This window comes from Sporofaciens sp. St.21A7 (assembly GCF_059728535.1).
On the sequence record NZ_BAAGFN010000001.1, the window covers coordinates 2,662,371 to 2,677,211 of the forward strand.

Annotated in this window: 14 protein-coding genes; 3 read left to right on the top strand and 11 right to left on the bottom strand. The window is 49.9% G+C overall.

Features of this window, described 5'->3' with window-relative positions; all coding sequences use genetic code 11:
• Window positions 1-2 precede the first annotated feature (2 nt).
• Genes AC6I3O_RS13075 through AC6I3O_RS13085 form a run of 3 tightly spaced genes read right to left on the bottom strand, consistent with a single transcriptional unit; the run spans window position 3 to window position 3,029 of the window.
• Window positions 3-1,715, bottom strand: coding sequence for an ABC-ATPase domain-containing protein (locus AC6I3O_RS13075; RefSeq protein WP_497851270.1), 1,713 nt, complete (start codon window positions 1,713-1,715; stop codon window positions 3-5).
• A 39-nt stretch (window positions 1,716-1,754) separates the two neighbouring features.
• Window positions 1,755-2,450 carry a pentapeptide repeat-containing protein gene (locus tag AC6I3O_RS13080; protein WP_497851271.1) on the bottom strand — a complete coding sequence of 232 codons (696 nt, stop codon included), beginning with the start codon at window positions 2,448-2,450 and terminating at the stop codon, window positions 1,755-1,757.
• A 42-nt stretch (window positions 2,451-2,492) separates the two neighbouring features.
• Window positions 2,493-3,029: a prolyl-tRNA synthetase associated domain-containing protein gene (locus AC6I3O_RS13085; RefSeq protein WP_497851272.1), complete on the bottom strand. Its 537-nt coding sequence runs from the start codon at window positions 3,027-3,029 to the stop codon at window positions 2,493-2,495.
• 216 nt (window positions 3,030-3,245) lie between these two features.
• On the opposite strand from AC6I3O_RS13085, the gene AC6I3O_RS13090 reads away from it, so the two are divergent.
• Genes AC6I3O_RS13090 through AC6I3O_RS13100 form a run of 3 tightly spaced genes read left to right on the top strand, consistent with a single transcriptional unit; the run spans window position 3,246 to window position 6,090 of the window.
• Entirely contained in the window at window positions 3,246-4,778 is a 1,533-nt protein-coding gene (locus AC6I3O_RS13090) for a DUF1538 domain-containing protein (protein WP_497851273.1), read from the top strand.
• A 20-nt stretch (window positions 4,779-4,798) separates the two neighbouring features.
• Window positions 4,799-5,479, top strand: coding sequence for a P-II family nitrogen regulator (locus tag AC6I3O_RS13095; RefSeq protein ID WP_497851274.1), 681 nt, complete (start codon window positions 4,799-4,801; stop codon window positions 5,477-5,479).
• Window positions 5,480-5,499: 20 nt separating this feature from the next.
• On the top strand, window positions 5,500-6,090 hold the full coding sequence (locus AC6I3O_RS13100; protein ID WP_497851275.1) for a Maf family protein: 591 nt from the start codon (window positions 5,500-5,502) through the stop codon (window positions 6,088-6,090).
• Here the strand turns inward: AC6I3O_RS13100 and AC6I3O_RS13105 are convergent.
• The 8 genes from AC6I3O_RS13105 to AC6I3O_RS13140 all read right to left on the bottom strand — a co-directional run bounded on the left by AC6I3O_RS13105 (window position 6,045) and on the right by AC6I3O_RS13140 (window position 14,774).
• Complete coding sequence (locus AC6I3O_RS13105; protein ID WP_497851276.1) at window positions 6,045-6,884, bottom strand: DUF3114 domain-containing protein; 840 nt, start codon at window positions 6,882-6,884, stop codon at window positions 6,045-6,047. The two genes, AC6I3O_RS13100 and AC6I3O_RS13105, sit on opposite strands and share 46 nt — an antisense overlap.
• A gap of 83 nt (window positions 6,885-6,967) precedes the next feature.
• Complete coding sequence (locus AC6I3O_RS13110) at window positions 6,968-7,348, bottom strand: ARMT1-like domain-containing protein (RefSeq protein ID WP_497853469.1); 381 nt, start codon at window positions 7,346-7,348, stop codon at window positions 6,968-6,970.
• Window positions 7,349-7,382: 34 nt separating this feature from the next.
• The gene (gene rpsU, locus AC6I3O_RS13115) at window positions 7,383-7,559 is read right to left on the bottom strand and encodes a 30S ribosomal protein S21 (protein ID WP_004054229.1); all 177 of its coding nucleotides are present in this window, start codon (window positions 7,557-7,559) and stop codon (window positions 7,383-7,385) included.
• 136 nt (window positions 7,560-7,695) lie between these two features.
• Complete coding sequence (gene alaS / locus AC6I3O_RS13120) at window positions 7,696-10,335, bottom strand: alanine--tRNA ligase (RefSeq protein WP_497851277.1); 2,640 nt, start codon at window positions 10,333-10,335, stop codon at window positions 7,696-7,698.
• An 88-nt stretch (window positions 10,336-10,423) separates the two neighbouring features.
• A complete protein-coding gene (locus AC6I3O_RS13125) occupies window positions 10,424-10,789 on the bottom strand; it encodes a response regulator (RefSeq protein WP_497851278.1) in 366 nt (121 codons plus the stop codon).
• Window positions 10,790-10,852: 63 nt separating this feature from the next.
• Window positions 10,853-11,311, bottom strand: coding sequence for a chemotaxis protein CheX (locus tag AC6I3O_RS13130; RefSeq protein WP_497851279.1), 459 nt, complete (start codon window positions 11,309-11,311; stop codon window positions 10,853-10,855).
• 30 nt (window positions 11,312-11,341) lie between these two features.
• Window positions 11,342-13,147, bottom strand: a complete 1,806-nt coding sequence (locus tag AC6I3O_RS13135) for a flagellar assembly protein A (RefSeq protein ID WP_497851280.1) — start codon at window positions 13,145-13,147, stop codon at window positions 11,342-11,344.
• Between the two features lie 115 nt (window positions 13,148-13,262).
• Window positions 13,263-14,774 (bottom strand): 4Fe-4S dicluster domain-containing protein, encoded by a 1,512-nt coding sequence (locus AC6I3O_RS13140; RefSeq protein ID WP_497851281.1) that lies wholly within the window; start codon window positions 14,772-14,774, stop codon window positions 13,263-13,265.
• Between the last annotated feature and the right edge of the window lie 67 nt (window positions 14,775-14,841).

The following is a 14,841-nucleotide window of genomic DNA, read 5'->3' on the forward strand; positions in this document are numbered from 1 at the left end:
TCCTATTTTCCAGAAGTCCCCAGACGGCGGTATCGGTTCAGGCATGCGTAAATCTCCTGCTTCCTTGGCATTGCCAGATTTCCCGGGAGATAGCTGCCGTCGCACACTGCGGCAAGGCCCTGGGAATCCAGTTTCCGCCACAGCTCCTCAATCGTCTGTCCGAGAGTCTTTCTGCCGTCGAACACATTTTCTTCCAGATGCTTCACCACATTTCCAAGGGACGCAAGCTGCTCGCTGTCCATCAACTGCTCCACATATCTTAAATCAATCGTCTCATGGTTCAGCGTCACGCCGTCTCTCCCCATGGTCTTAATCTTGATGCGTCCTTTACTTTTAAGCCCTGGGTAGCTGCGGATCTTCCTGTCAAAGGACGGCTTCTTTGGGCCTTCCTTGGGAAGCGTAAGCTGCGGGTAGTCCTTTGCCGCCGTCTTCGCCGCTTCCGTGATCTCCTTTGGCACATACTTATCCATCTGCACGATAGAATCTGCCACCTGGAAATATGCGCCGGAGCTTCCCGCCACGATTACGGTAGAAATCCCGAACTCCTCATAAAGCGCCCTTACCCTCTCGATAAACGGGGTAATCGGTTCCATATCCCTGTGGATGACCCTCTGCATCAGCTCATCCCTTACCATGAAATTCGTTGCGCTGGTATCTTCGTCAATAAGGAATACCTTTGCGCCTGCCTCTATGCCCTCGACTACATTTGCCGCCTGGGAAGTACTCCCGCTGGCATCCTCTGTGTGGAACGCCACCGTATCCTTGCCGTTTGGCAGATCATTGATGAACATGGAAATATCCGTATGCTTGATGCTTCTTCCGTCCTCCGCGCGAATCTTCACCGCCGCCTGGTCTGTCACCACATACTCTCTGCCATCCCCCGCAATATGGGGATACACGCCCGTCTCCAAAGCTTTTAAGAGCGTGGATTTGCCATGATAGCCGCCGCCCACAATCAAGGTCACGCCTTTTCGGATTCCCATCCCGCGAATCTTTCCCTTATAAGGAAGTTCCATCGTCACCTCCATAGATTTTGGCGAAGCAAAGGCAACCGCCCCCTTCATAGGGCGCTGGGACACGCCGGACTCCCGCGGAAGAACCGAGCCATTGGCCACAAAAGCCACCAATCCCATAGGCTCTAACTGGCTGCGGATTGCTTCCTGGTCTTCCGATAACTCCATGACCTTCTGCACCTTCCCTTTGTCAAGCCTTCCATAATACAGAGCCCTCTCCACACAGGAAGGAAGGAAATCATACAGAATCTTCATTAGCTCCCGTGCATTGATGGTACGTCCGTTCGCCGGGAAACCAACCTCGAACCTTACCGTAACGTCTCCGCTTGACGGATTCAGTTCGCACGCCGTCCGTTCCAGAATCTCCTGGGAACATCTGGTCACGCTGATAATGCCGCTCTTTCCGGAACCCTTTGCCTGAAAAGAATACTGCTGAATCTGCTCATGGAAATTCCGGATCAACATATCCTGCAAAGCAATCCGTTTATGCTTCTTGTCAAATAATTCCTTGGGGAATCCCGCAGCCCTTCCGGGAACCCTCACGCTCAACTTGGAAGGCGCTGCAAAAGGGTCTCCCTGTACATGGTCAATCGATAACATATATCTCTGAAATTGATAGGCCCCCTTCGTGTCCTTATATGCCGGATATCCCCTATGGTCAATCCGTTCTAATAATTGTCTCAAATCTTCTGCTGTCTTCATATACTCTCCTTATATCGTTCTATCTCTATCTTTTATCCGTTAATAACGAATCGCCTCTTCTCTGGACATCCAGAAATGAATCCCCGTCGTAGAATCCATCCACCGGTCCTCATTAAAATCCAAAACTTCCACCCACTGCCCTTTTCGATAGACAAAATTCTCATCCACCAAAGACCAGGCCTCGTCAAATTCCACCGACGAATCAAAACTCTTGATGGTCAGCACCTTCGCCTTACTGCACCGGCAAGATGGCAGCGTCGCCGAAGTCCTCTTCGCATCGGCAGGAATCAAAAGCTGCACCAGCCTGTCGTTCACACATTTCTTATATCCAAGAATCGGTCCCTTTGTGGGACAATGCATCCGGAACCACTGCGTTCCTTCGTCCGAAATAATCCCGTCAAGCCTTGCATGTTCCAGAACCGCCCCGAAAAGATTCGCCCCCCGGATATCGCATCCCGTCATATCACAATCCCGCAAAGAAGCCGTCTTCATATCCGCGTCCCGAAAAACAGATCCCCTCAAAGAACACCCATCCAAAAGCGCATTCTCAATCACGGCCCCGCGAAAATTCACATGCTCAAGCCTCACACCCCGGAAAGAACTCAACGTAAAATCCATCCCCGAAAAATCAAATCCCGACAGATCCATATCCTCAATCAGAAACTCTCGAAGCGCCCCTCCCCTTTTTCGCCCCTTGGAAATCCCTTCCAACTCTTCCTTTTTAACCTTCCTCATCACACCACCCCTTTTTTGGCTGTACGGTCCAAATATCATTCCTTACAATGCCACAATCCTAGCCCTATGGTGAATCGCCGGCAAAAACTTATTCAGCAAATCCTTGGTCCGGAATTTCAAATGGCTCGTATTAATCCCCGGATTACACCCGAACCACTCCGCCTCTGCCACTTCTTTATCCACAATCACCTGCACATAATCATCCTCGTCCGTCAGAAGCCCGGCTACGCTTGCCGATCCCGGCGTGGTCCCCAAATGCTCCATCATCTTCTCTGGAGGCGCGAACGACATATGGGAAACCCCTAACTTCTTGCTGAATGCCGCCGTGTCAAACGCCTTGTCCGCCGGCATCACCAACAGGAAAAACGTAGTCTTCTTCTGGTTGCACAGAAACACATTCTTACGGATCTCCGTCCCAATCGCCACGTCGATAGCGGCACACTCTTCCATAGACGCCGCCGGGTCATTATCCACCTGCTCATAAGGTATCTTTAATTTATCCAATGTCTCATACATCTTTCTCTCCAACGGCATCCTCTCATCTGTGGGCGCCGACGTCCTGATTTCACTGATATACATGTCTTCTTCCTCCATCTGTTTACGGCACATCCGCACAATATCTTACGGATGCCTGACCTTTATGATACCCTAACATTATACCGAAACATTTGGGAACTGTAAATAAATAACGTTAAGAACCTGTTAAAAAGGCGGGAATCGGTTGCAGCCCTTTCCGAAATCATGTTAAAGTGGATATATCTGTTAACCTGTTTCTTTTAGAAAGGATCTTATTTCATGGAATTCTACCAGACAAAATTCGCTGAAAAATTAGAAGAGGCATTAAAAGCCGTACTGCCCATCATCGGGCTGGTGCTGCTTTTGAGTTTTACCATTGCGCCCGTCCCGCCTAGCATCCTGCTTTTGTTCCTGTTCGGAGCCGTGCTCCTTGTCGTCGGCATGATGCTGTTCACCCTGGGGGCAGAGCTTGCCATGACGCCTATGGGGGAAAAGGTCGGCACGAAGATGGCAAATTCCCAGAGATTCTGGATTGTATTCTTCCTGTGCTTTATCCTGGGATTCGTGATTACCATATCGGAACCGGACCTTCAGGTACTTGCCGAGCAAGTCCCTTCTATCCCTAATATGGCGCTGATTCTGGCAGTCGCCTTCGGCGTCGGATTTTTTCTGGTGGTCGCCATGATGCGTATGCTTTTTTCCCGCTCACTGCCTTCATTGTTGGTGGTATGCTACATCCTTGTATTTATATTGGCGTTCTTCGTCCCGAAAGATTTCCTCGCGGTGGCGTTCGATTCAGGAGGCGTCACCACCGGCCCTATGACGGTTCCCTTCATCATGTCCATGGGTGTTGGTTTTGCCGCCGTCCGAAGCGACAAACATGCAGAGGACGATAGTTTCGGGCTGGTAGCCCTCTGCTCCATCGGGCCGATTCTTGCAGTCCTGCTGCTTGGGCTTTTGTACCATCCGGGAGACGCCGTCTATACGCCGAAGGAACTTCCCGAGATCCAGGATTCCGTGGAACTGTGGCGTCATTTTGCAAAAGGATTTCCGGAATACATGAAAGAAATCATAGTGTCACTGCTTCCGATTGCCGTATTTTTCGCCGTCTTCCAGATTGTTTCGCTGAAACTCAAAAAGAAGACTCTCCTGAAAATCATCATAGGCGTCGTCTATACCTATATCGGCCTGGTGTTGTTCCTGACCGGGGTAAACGTAGGCTTCATGCCAGCCGGGAATCATCTTGGGCAGACCATCGCCGCCCTCCCCTACCGCTTTATCCTGATTCCCATCGGCATGATCATTGGATATTTCATCGTAAAGGCGGAGCCTGCCGTCTATGTATTGATGGAACAGGTAGAAGAAATCACCTCCGGCGCCATTTCGGGCAATTCCATGGGAATCAGCCTGTCTCTTGGAGTTGCAGTTTCCATTGGCCTTGCCATGACACGGGTGCTGACCGGAATCTCGATTTTTTGGTTCATCCTTCCGGGATATGTAATCGCAATCTGCCTGTCATTCTTCGTGCCGAAAATATTTACCGCCATTGCATTCGACTCCGGCGGGGTGGCTTCCGGTCCTATGACCGCTACCTTCCTGCTGCCTTTTGCCATGGGCGCATGTCAGGCGGTAGGCGGAAATATTGTACAGGATGCATTCGGAATCGTCGCCATGGTTGCCATGACGCCGTTGATTGCAATCCAGATTCAGGGGGCAATTTACAAATTCCGTGCAGGAAAGGATGAAATTGCTCCGACGGAAGCGGCATCTTATCTTGATATCCTGGCAGATGATGATATTATAGAATTATAAAGAAATCAGGAGGACGCTTAATGAATTCGGTCTATATGCTTGGTATTATTACCAACAGAGGAATGCGTGAAAAATTTATACAGTTTTTTAAGCTGCATAATATCCATGTGACGCTTACCGTATTAGGGGAAGGGACTGCCAACAGCGCAATCCTTGATTATCTGGGGCTGGAGGCCACGGGAAAAACCCTTTACTTCGCTTTTATCACATGGGATACATGGAAACTGCTGAAAAAAGATTTGTATGCCCAGGTCAAAATCGACGTCCCCGGCAGAGGGATTGCATTTTTGGTTCCGTTAAGCAGTGTCGGAGGCAAGAAGCGGCTCCAATACATCACGGTGGGCCAGGAACTTTCAATAGAGGAGGAAAGCACGTTGCAGAACACAGATTATGAGCTTTTGGTTACAATTGCAAATTCCGGATATATCGAGACGATCATGGATGCGGCAAGAAGCGCAGACGCGCCGGGAGGCACCGTCATTCACGCCAAAGGAACCGGTGCGGAACATGCGAAGCGTTTCCTTGGGATTTCTCTTGCGGAAGAAAAAGAGATGATTTTTATCGTCGTGCGCAGACAACAGAAGAACGCAATCATGAAGGCAATCATGGAGCAGGCGGGAACCGGCAGCCCTGCGGGGGGAATCATCTTCTCTCTTCCTGTCACGAGCACGGCCGGGCTTAGGATGTTGGAAGACGAATAAGAATTAAGGGAGGGTTTCACATGAAATATATACTGGCATCGGCATCTCCGAGAAGAAAAGAATTATTGACGCAGGCTGGGTTTCAATTCCAGGTCATCCCCTCCTCCGTAAAGGAGACGATCACAAAAACGGTTCCTTCCGAGATTGTGATGGAGCTGGCTTTTCAGAAAGCGGAGGATGTTTTCCGCCGTTATGGGCAAAAAAACTGTGTTATCATCGGAGCGGACACGATTGTGGTTTACCGTGATGAGATTTTAGGGAAACCCGCCGACCAGGCGGAGGCGTACGATATGCTGTCCATGCTTGCGGACCGCACCCATCAGGTCTACACAGGCGTATCGCTGGTCATTTCCCGAAAAGGACAGGTGCATACCAGGACGTTCTATGAATCAACGGACGTCACCTTCTGCCCGGTAAGCCCGGAAGACCTCCGTGCTTATGTTAAGACAGGCGACCCGCTTGATAAAGCGGGTGCCTATGGGATTCAGGGTGCGTTTGCCGTCCATGTGAAATGTATCCGCGGGGATTATAATAATGTGGTCGGGCTTCCGGTCTGCCGGCTCTATCAGGAGCTTCGGGATGAATACCTGTCCCCTTTGTCCGAACCATAGCAATAGCGGTTTTTAATGTCTCTTAGAGCCTTTGCATGTTTGCATGGGCTCTTCCATTCTTTCCCAATCTGTTTCCTTAAATTGGTATCAAACAATCCTGGCGGCTCTATATCCAGAAGTTGATGTGCCTTGTCATTCTTCGAGGCATAATTAAAAGATTCCGTATCCATAATCTGCCGCTGTGCATCTTCCCATGCTTCTGCTCCCTGCGCCAGATATTTCTGCCGGTAATATTCAATGTCACTGATCACTCTTCCCTGCCTATCCTCCTCAAGGACGTTCCACTGGCTCACGAAGGCGCCGTCCCTGTCAATGATAAATTCGGAATGGAAATCCGGGGTGAGCCGTTTCTTATTCTCCCGTCCCTTCTGATATTTCCGGTAGCTTGATTCAGAAGGATATTTATTGTGCAGCCTTGCCGGCTCTCGCAGCATCTTTGCGCCGCCCAGGCCGCCCTGCCAGGAAGGAGTCTGGACATATGCCATCAGCGCTTCCTCATCTGTCATGCCGTCTTTCTTAAAATTCTTCCGGACATATGCAATGTTATGCCTGTCAATGTACATACGAAGCTGGTGGCGCATCCGCCCTTCCCTATCGCTGCATCCGGCAAGCCCGGTTTCTCCATATGTTTTTTCCATATAGGAGGCAAGTTCACGGAAAAACTTTCCGTGAGGAGGAACCTGTTCCCCGACACAGAATCCGTTTTTCAGTTGGAGCATCCCGTTCTCGTCAATGTATCCACCCATTTTGTGAACCAGATTCAGAATATAATTGGATTCCTCAATTCCAGACATTGTGTACCTTCCCTTATTGTTTGCAGTTCATTCAATATATAGTATATCTGCCGAATCACTTTCTGGTTCTTGTATTATCCCCTTTAAATACTACTATTTAATTTGCAGACCATTTTCATCTCAGGGACGCCGATATCGTCCGCAATCACCTTGCATTTCGTCATAAGAAGGAAATATATCTTTTTCTTCTCTTCGCTCAGACATTCATAATTCGCCTGCCCCTTTGCAAGCACAACATCCGCATTCCGGTAAATTGCCTGGAACTCCTCAGAAGTCCGGTACAGCACCGTCCCTAATGAGGAATCGCCGTTGCTGACGATTGACGCATAGGCGTCCATGCCTACCCTGTATGCATCTTCCTCCACAGAATCATTCACAACAGCCTCTCCCCGTACGGCAAAAAAGATGCGGTTACTCCTTCCTATAAGAAAATTAGGGGACGAAGTTTCCCATATGATAAAAATAGAGTGTCCTAAGACACTCTATCATTGCACACAATTAATTATATTTGCGTTTTCTAGCAGCTTCTGACTTCTTCTTACGTCTAACGCTTGGCTTCTCGTAATGTTCTCTCTTACGAATCTCCTGCTGGATACCAGCCTTCGCACAGTTTCTTTTGAATCTGCGTAAAGCGCTATCTAACGTCTCGTTTTCTTTAACGATTACATTTGACATACTCTCACACCTAACCTCCCCTCCAGTCCATATTGTGCAATATACGACTGATCGGGTATTTTTCTTGCACTACATAAGATTATAACACATATTTCCATAACGTCAATATTTTTTCTCGAATATCTTCATTTTTGTGCTATTTTAACTGGCTTTCCAATACCTCTGCCGCTTTTGCAAGGGCGTCGCCAATCCCGTCCGGGTTCTTTCCTCCCGCCTGTGCCATATTGGGACGTCCTCCGCCGCCTCCTCCGACTAAGGATGCCGCCGCCTTAATCAGATTGCCGGCATGCGCCCCCCGTTCCATGGCTTCTTTGGTCGCCATCGCCATCAGGCTTACTTTGCCGGCTGTCCCGGAGGCAAGTACGATGACGCCCTCCCCCAGTTTTTCCTTTAGCTGGTCGCCAAGGTCGCGAAGCCCGTTCATATCTACGCCCTCTACCTTTGTGGCAAGGAGTTTTACGCCTTTGATGTCCTTCACCTGATTCAGGATGTCTTTTGCCGCATCTTTGGCAAGCCTGCTCTTTAGGCTCTCGATTTCGCTGCGCAGAGCCTTATTCTCTCCCACCAGATGCCCAATCTTCTCTGCCAGGTTATCCGGCGTAGCCTTGATTAGCTTTGCAGCGTCCAAAAACTTCTGCTCTAGCTCGTTATAGTAATCCATCAGTCCCTTGGCGGTAAGCGCCTCAATCCTGCGTACCCCGGCGGCAACGCCTGTCTCTGACAGAATCTTAAACGCAGTGATGGCTCCGGTGTTGCCTACATGGGTACCACCGCAGAATTCAATCGAAAAGTCCCCCATGCTGACGACTCTTACGATGTCTCCGTATTTCTCGCCGAACAGGGCCGCTGCCCCTGTCTTTTTCGCCTCTTCAATCGGCATATTCTCTACCTTCACAGCAAGGGAATTCCGAATCTGCTCATTGACGATTTCCTCCACCTGTCTCAGTTCTTCCGGGGTCAGCGCGGAAAAATGAGTGAAGTCAAAGCGCAGCCTGTCTGCATTTACCGAAGAACCTGCTTGTTCCACGTGGTTTCCCAGGACCATGCGCAGAGCCTTATGGAGCAAATGGGTGGCGCTGTGGTTGTTCGCGCTAAGCGCCCGGTTTTCGGTATCCACCTTCAATGTTACCGTATCCCCCGTCTTGATCATGCCTTTTGTCACACGCCCGATATGCCCGAATTTGCCTCCTAAGAGCTTCACAACGTCCTCAACCTTGAATTCTCCGCCTGCAGTCGTTATCACCCCTCTGTCAGCCTCCTGGCCGCCGCTGGTGGCATAGAAAGGCGTCTGCTCTACGAATACCGTCCCTCTCTCGCCGTCAGAAAGCGCGTCGGCAATTTCCGTATCCGTCGTAAGCACAGTCACCTTTGAATCACACGCCAGTTGGCCATACCCCACAAACTCTGTGGTAATACCCGGATCGATAGACTCGTAAACGGTTACGTCCGCCCCCATGTAGTTTGTGACTTCCCTTGCATCCCTCGCAGTCTTTCTCTGGATATCCATGGCTTTTTGGAAACCTTCCTCGTCCACAGACAGACCCTTCTCCTCCAGAATCTCACGGGTCAGGTCAAGAGGGAAACCATAGGTATCGTATAACTTAAACGCACTTGTCCCTTCCAGTACCTTGACGCCCTTTGAAGCCATCTCTTTTTCCATGTCGGCAAGAATGGACAATCCCTGGTCAATCGTTTTGCCAAACTGCTCTTCTTCCTTTGCTACGACTTTGAAGATAAACTCTTTCTTCTCCTCCAGTTCCGGATATCCGTCTTTCGAGCCTTCAATCACCGTCCCGGCCAGCTTCACAAGGAATTCTCCCTGAATCCCCAGAATTCTTCCATGGCGGCATGCACGGCGCAAAAGGCGGCGCAGCACATAGCCCCTGCCTTCATTAGAAGGCATAATTCCATCTGAAATCATAAAGGTCACGGAACGGATATGGTCCGTAATCACGCGGATAGAGACATCCGTCCCGGCTTCTTTACCATACTCTACGCCCGCAAGATTGCAGACATGGCTCCTCAGCGCCTTGATGGTATCAATGTCGAACATGGAATCCACGTCCTGCACGATACATGCAAGACGCTCAAGCCCCATGCCGGTATCAATATTCTTCTGCTCAAGTTCGATATAATGGTTCTTGCCGTCATTGTCGAACTGGGTAAATACATTGTTCCAGATCTCCATATAGCGGTCACAGTCACAGCCTACCGTACAGTCCGGCTTCCCGCAGCCGTAGGCTTCCCCGCGGTCGTAATATACTTCCGAGCATGGACCGCATGGACCGGCGCCGTGCTCCCAGAAGTTGTCTTCCTTCCCAAACCGGAAAATCCGCTCCGGCGCAATCCCAATCTCTTGATTCCAAATCTCCCACGCTTCGTCGTCCTCCAAATAGACGGACGGATACAGCCTGTCCGGGTCAAGGCCCACGACCTCGGTTAAGAATTCCCATGTCCAGTGGATGGATTCCCGTTTAAAATAATCCCCGAAGGAAAAATTGCCCAGCATCTCAAAAAAAGTGCCGTGCCGCGCCGTCTTCCCCACATTCTCAATATCCCCTGTGCGGATGCACTTCTGGCAGGTCGCCACCCGTCTTTTGGGCGGAATCTCCTGTCCGGTAAAATAAGGCTTCAGCGGCGCCATGCCTGAATTAATCAGCAGCAGGCTCTTATCGTTGTGCGGCACCAGCGAAAAACTCTTCATCTTTAGATGCTCCTTGCTTTCAAAAAAATCAAGGAACATTTTCCGCAATTCATTTACTCCGTATTTCTGCATGATATCCTCCTGTTTCCATTCCAGCTTTTACACCCTAAATATTATAAAGAGAAGCAGGCGGTTTGTCAATGTTCCACCTGCTTCTCATTTATGGCTGCATTGCTTTCTCAAAAGCCTCCAACAACATCTCTCGTTCCAGCGGCTTGTACACGAATGCTTTCACACCGATATTATCCGCTTCGTTAATCGTATCGTCATATGCCAGTGAAGATACCATCACAATCCTGGCAAACGGGTAGTCCTTCAAAATTGCTTCAGCCGTCTCCAGACCGTCAATTCCGGGCATAATAATATCCATCGTCACCAGATCCGGATCTACCTCGCCGTACCGGTCGATTGCCTCTTCTCCATCCCGACAGTAAGCTACAATCTCATAATCTGTGCCCGCCAGTAGCTTCTGCATCTGCATTTCAATTACTCGGGAATCATCCACCACCATGAGTCGCTTTCCCATAAGATGCCTCCTTCTTAAAGCTTATTATCATATTCCATTTTTGCTGCGGAAAGAAAATGCCTGCTATTCTTCCGGCTCAAGACAGGTAAGTTCTGCATTCTCATTCCCATCGCTGGTATACACAAGCTCAAAATGCTCGTCACACCCTTCCGGCACATAACGCCCCTGATGAAACGACGGTATCCCGAAACGGGACGCCACTTTCGTTACCTGATACAGCCGAGCTGCAATCTGTCCGCATAACATATTAAAATACTCTTTTGAAAAATCTTCCACATCTTGATGTGTGATCTCATCTTCCTGCATCATATACTTTGTCAACCGGGCAAACAGGGACGCCTCCGCACACATCGATACGCTTGTGCGGAGTCCCCGTTCAAAAGTCGTATATACTGTATACATCTCACCCGTCGGCTTGACATTCCCCTGTCGCAGCGATATTCCGGCTGCCTGCTGCGTCACGCCCCGGGTAATCTGATCAAAAATTTCTTTCAATCCCTCCTGGGGTACTACAGTATCCAAATAAATCCCCCTTTCGTATAGTTACAGGAGCTACAATAAACATATCTCTCCGCCCACCAGCCTAGCGTCTACCATACTGGTCTCTTTTGCCAAAGGCATCGTCAAATCTCCGATGGTGAGTACCATTCCCGGATAGGCGATGCTGCACTTGAGCCTGCATCCGCCCTGCTCTTCCAGTTTTTCCTTGATTTTTTTCAGTTCCTTGTCAAACTGTGCAAGCTTCATCCGTCCAATAGACAAATCCAACCTGAGTTTGCCCATCCGCTGTGTCCTCGTCGGGCTGTCTGGCTGGCGTTCAAGTCTTTCAAGTTCAGCTTCCTGCTTTTTAATGTTCAGTAACAGAGTCTCCCTCTCGAAATCCGCAAAGGGCTGTCCCCCCAGAAATATAGAAGTAACACTCTCTGATTTTGAGCCGACAACCTTGGCGTCCACTCCCTGGGCCGCCCGAATCCGCCCGCCGATGATGGTACCCCTGCCGCTGCGGACGCTCACCTCGCCGTCGCAATATACGTCGCAGTTCACGATACAGTCTGTCTGCAGGCTTCCCCGGCAGTGAACGGTACAGTTCTCCATATACTTCGCGTAAACATCATGGTGCGCCCGGATCATTGCCCGGGAATCCCCCAGAATTCCCTTGGCAACAATCAAGTCGCCTCCTGCCTCAATCTCGGCAGCCTCCACCACGCCGTCAATGGTGACATTCCCGATTGTCCGGACGGAGAAACCGCTTCCCACGTCGCCATGAATATGTACGTCTCCTACAAAATTGATATTTCCGGTTGAAAAATCGACATTTCCCCCAATTTCCAACACTGATTTAACCAGGAAACTACGTCCGCTGAATTCCACACGCCCTGACTTGACCGCCAAAAGCTGCATGCCGTCCTCGCTCGCTTCGGTATTACGTCCCTTAGGGAGAGCCGGCGTCTTCCCTTCCTTACAGGTAATCTCCTCGTCAAGTACCGTCCTGCCCGGAACTCCCGGCACAGGCGGGATAATCTGGCAGATTGGCTGCCCCTTCTCCACATTCTGGACAATGTTCAAATGGAAATAATCGACTCTTCCATGTTCGTCTTCCTCAAACTTTTTCTTCACGGTACGCCGGAAGAAATCTTCAATATAACCGTCTTTTCCATGAATGACCGCCTTGCCGCGGGCAATCAGGAACAGATGGAAATACCGGTTTTCTGCACTGGGCAGGGAATCCAGCAATTCTGTATCCAGGCCGTAAGAAACACCGCTTTCTCTCAAAATTGCAGCCAACATTTCCGCATCCAGCTCTCTTCCCTCCCCAATAGGCGGGAATACTACCAGCCATGCGGCTAACTGGTCGGCAGTAACGTACACAAGGGGCTGTGCATCCAGTTGAAACGGCGGTTCTTCCTCCGCCTCTTCTTCCTTCCCCTCGGACTCTTCTTCTTCTGACGGAGGCTCAGGTTCCGGCTCTTTTGGAATCTGGGAAAGACGGTCGGCAGCTACAGACGTAATCGCCCTGCGAAGCCTGGACAGCTCTTTCTCAAGTTCTTCGTCTACCGTTCCCTCTTCATCGCCATAATCCAGACGCAAACTTGGGAGCGGCGCATATCCCACCTGTTCTCTCCACTTCTCAAACAACAGGATGAACGGATGCTCATGGGATAATACCAGTTGATTTATATCTGGTTTAAGCTGCTGCTCCGAATCAAGATCCGGCAAAGACGACGTCAGTTCCGAATGCTCCGGATGCTCTACATCCAAATCCGGCAAAGACGAATCCTGATCCTGAACTTGTTCTTTGCTGCGTTCTGTCTGTTTAAAACCAAACAACCGACCCCAAAAACCACTCTTAAACTCCATACTTTCCACCTCCCTTAACAATATTTTGACATACTGCTACATATCTTATTATACTCTTGTCAGTACCAGATTGACAAGAGGGAAATATCCTTATTCGTTAAAATTCGTTAAAAATCTACCTCAATTCAATTTCTTCCAGTTCCTTTGGAGGAAGTTTCCGCGTAGAGCCTGCAACCAGTTCCTGAACCTTCTTCTTCGCCTTATCCACCTGAAGATTGGTTCCGGCCCCGGCGACGCAGCCTCCGGGACAGCCCATCCCCTCAATCAGGCATCCGTTCATGCGTCCCACCTTCGCAAGAGAAAGGATTTTCTTACATTCCGCCAAACCTTCCGCATGGGCAATCTTAACGTCCACGCCCGGATAATATTCCTTGACGCAATTCTCAATGGCGTTTGCCACGCCGCCTGCATAGGCGTACCCACGTCCTGCGCCGGTTGCGTTGTGGAAGGAGGATTCCGCTTCGTATTTGCTCAAATCAATATCTTTCGCATCGAACATTGCCTGCAGTTCTTCAAAGGTAATGACAAAATCCACGTCGCTTCTGACCGTCCTGCGCATTGCTTCCAGCTTCTTCGCCGCACATGGCCCGATAAACACCACCTTTGCATTCGGGTGTTCCTTCTTAATCGTCCGCGCAGTTGCTACCATAGGAGTCAGCTCTTGTGATACCTGATCCACTAAATCCGGGAAATACTTTTTCGCCAGCATTGCCCAGGAGGGACAGCAGGAGGTCAAAAGGAACGGAAGCTCTCCCGTCGTCACCTTATTGACATAGTGATGCGCCTCGGCGACGGCTCCGATATCCGCCCCTAAAGCCACTTCATAGAACTCAGAAAAACCAAGCTCCTGAAGAGCGGCTTTCAAGTTCCTCGGAGTAATATTGTCACCGAACTGCCCTGCAAATGCAGGCGCGATCTCGGCAATGATCTGGTCGCCCTCGGACAGCGCCCTTGCAAGCTGGAAAATCTGTGATTTATCTGAAATTGCGCCGAACGGGCAGCTTACCATGCACATGCCGCAGGAAACGCATTTCTCATTATTAATCACAGCACGCCCATGCCGATCCGTCTCGATTGCCCCCACCCCGCAGGCTTTGGCGCAAGGACGTTCTTTCTTGGAAATTGCGTCATACGGGCATGCAGACTTGCATTTCCCGCACTTAATACATTTTGACTGATCTATGTAGGAACGGCCGTTCACCATGGAGATCGCTCCCTTGGGACATACCTCCATACAAGGATGCGCCAGACATCCCTTACAGACATTGCTCACCTCATACCCCTTCTCCTCGCATCCCTCGCACGCGGACGGGATGACCTGCATAAGCGGCGGCTCATAATATTTGTCGGAAATATTGCTTGCCTCCACGCCTTTGGTTAAGTGGACCGGCTTATTTTCCGGCCTGAGGGAAAGCCCCATGGCAAGCCTTAACCGCTCTCTCACAACGGCGCGGGCGCGGTAAACGCTTTCACGGTACTTCATAGTATCTTCGTTCACAATCTTGTATGGAATCGCTTCCATGTCATCAAGCAGAGTCTCGGCGTCTGCTTTAAAACCAAGCCTTGCCACCTCCTCAAATACGGTTCTTCTGATCTTTCTGACTGTGGTGTCCAATCCTCTTATCATACAGACAGTTCCTCCTAAATTATATGTAGATTTATGATTACCTGATATAACTATACTGGATTGTTAA

Bases quoted from the DNA above. Each gene is read 5' to 3' on its own strand.
- AC6I3O_RS13075 (WP_497851270.1), bottom strand. From the start codon at position 1,715: ATGAAGACAGCAGAAGATTTGAGACAATTATTAGAACGGATTGACCAT.
- AC6I3O_RS13080 (WP_497851271.1), bottom strand. From the start codon at position 2,450: ATGAGGAAGGTTAAAAAGGAAGAGTTGGAAGGGATTTCCAAGGGGCGA.
- AC6I3O_RS13085 (WP_497851272.1), bottom strand. From the start codon at position 3,029: ATGTATATCAGTGAAATCAGGACGTCGGCGCCCACAGATGAGAGGATG.
- AC6I3O_RS13090 (WP_497851273.1), top strand. From the start codon at position 3,246: ATGGAATTCTACCAGACAAAATTCGCTGAAAAATTAGAAGAGGCATTA.
- AC6I3O_RS13095 (WP_497851274.1), top strand. From the start codon at position 4,799: ATGAATTCGGTCTATATGCTTGGTATTATTACCAACAGAGGAATGCGT.
- AC6I3O_RS13100 (WP_497851275.1), top strand. From the start codon at position 5,500: ATGAAATATATACTGGCATCGGCATCTCCGAGAAGAAAAGAATTATTG.
- AC6I3O_RS13105 (WP_497851276.1), bottom strand. From the start codon at position 6,884: ATGTCTGGAATTGAGGAATCCAATTATATTCTGAATCTGGTTCACAAA.
- rpsU (WP_004054229.1), bottom strand. From the start codon at position 7,559: ATGTCAAATGTAATCGTTAAAGAAAACGAGACGTTAGATAGCGCTTTA.
- alaS (WP_497851277.1), bottom strand. From the start codon at position 10,335: ATGCAGAAATACGGAGTAAATGAATTGCGGAAAATGTTCCTTGATTTT.
- AC6I3O_RS13125 (WP_497851278.1), bottom strand. From the start codon at position 10,789: ATGGGAAAGCGACTCATGGTGGTGGATGATTCCCGAGTAATTGAAATG.
- AC6I3O_RS13135 (WP_497851280.1), bottom strand. From the start codon at position 13,147: ATGGAGTTTAAGAGTGGTTTTTGGGGTCGGTTGTTTGGTTTTAAACAG.
- AC6I3O_RS13140 (WP_497851281.1), bottom strand. From the start codon at position 14,774: ATGATAAGAGGATTGGACACCACAGTCAGAAAGATCAGAAGAACCGTA.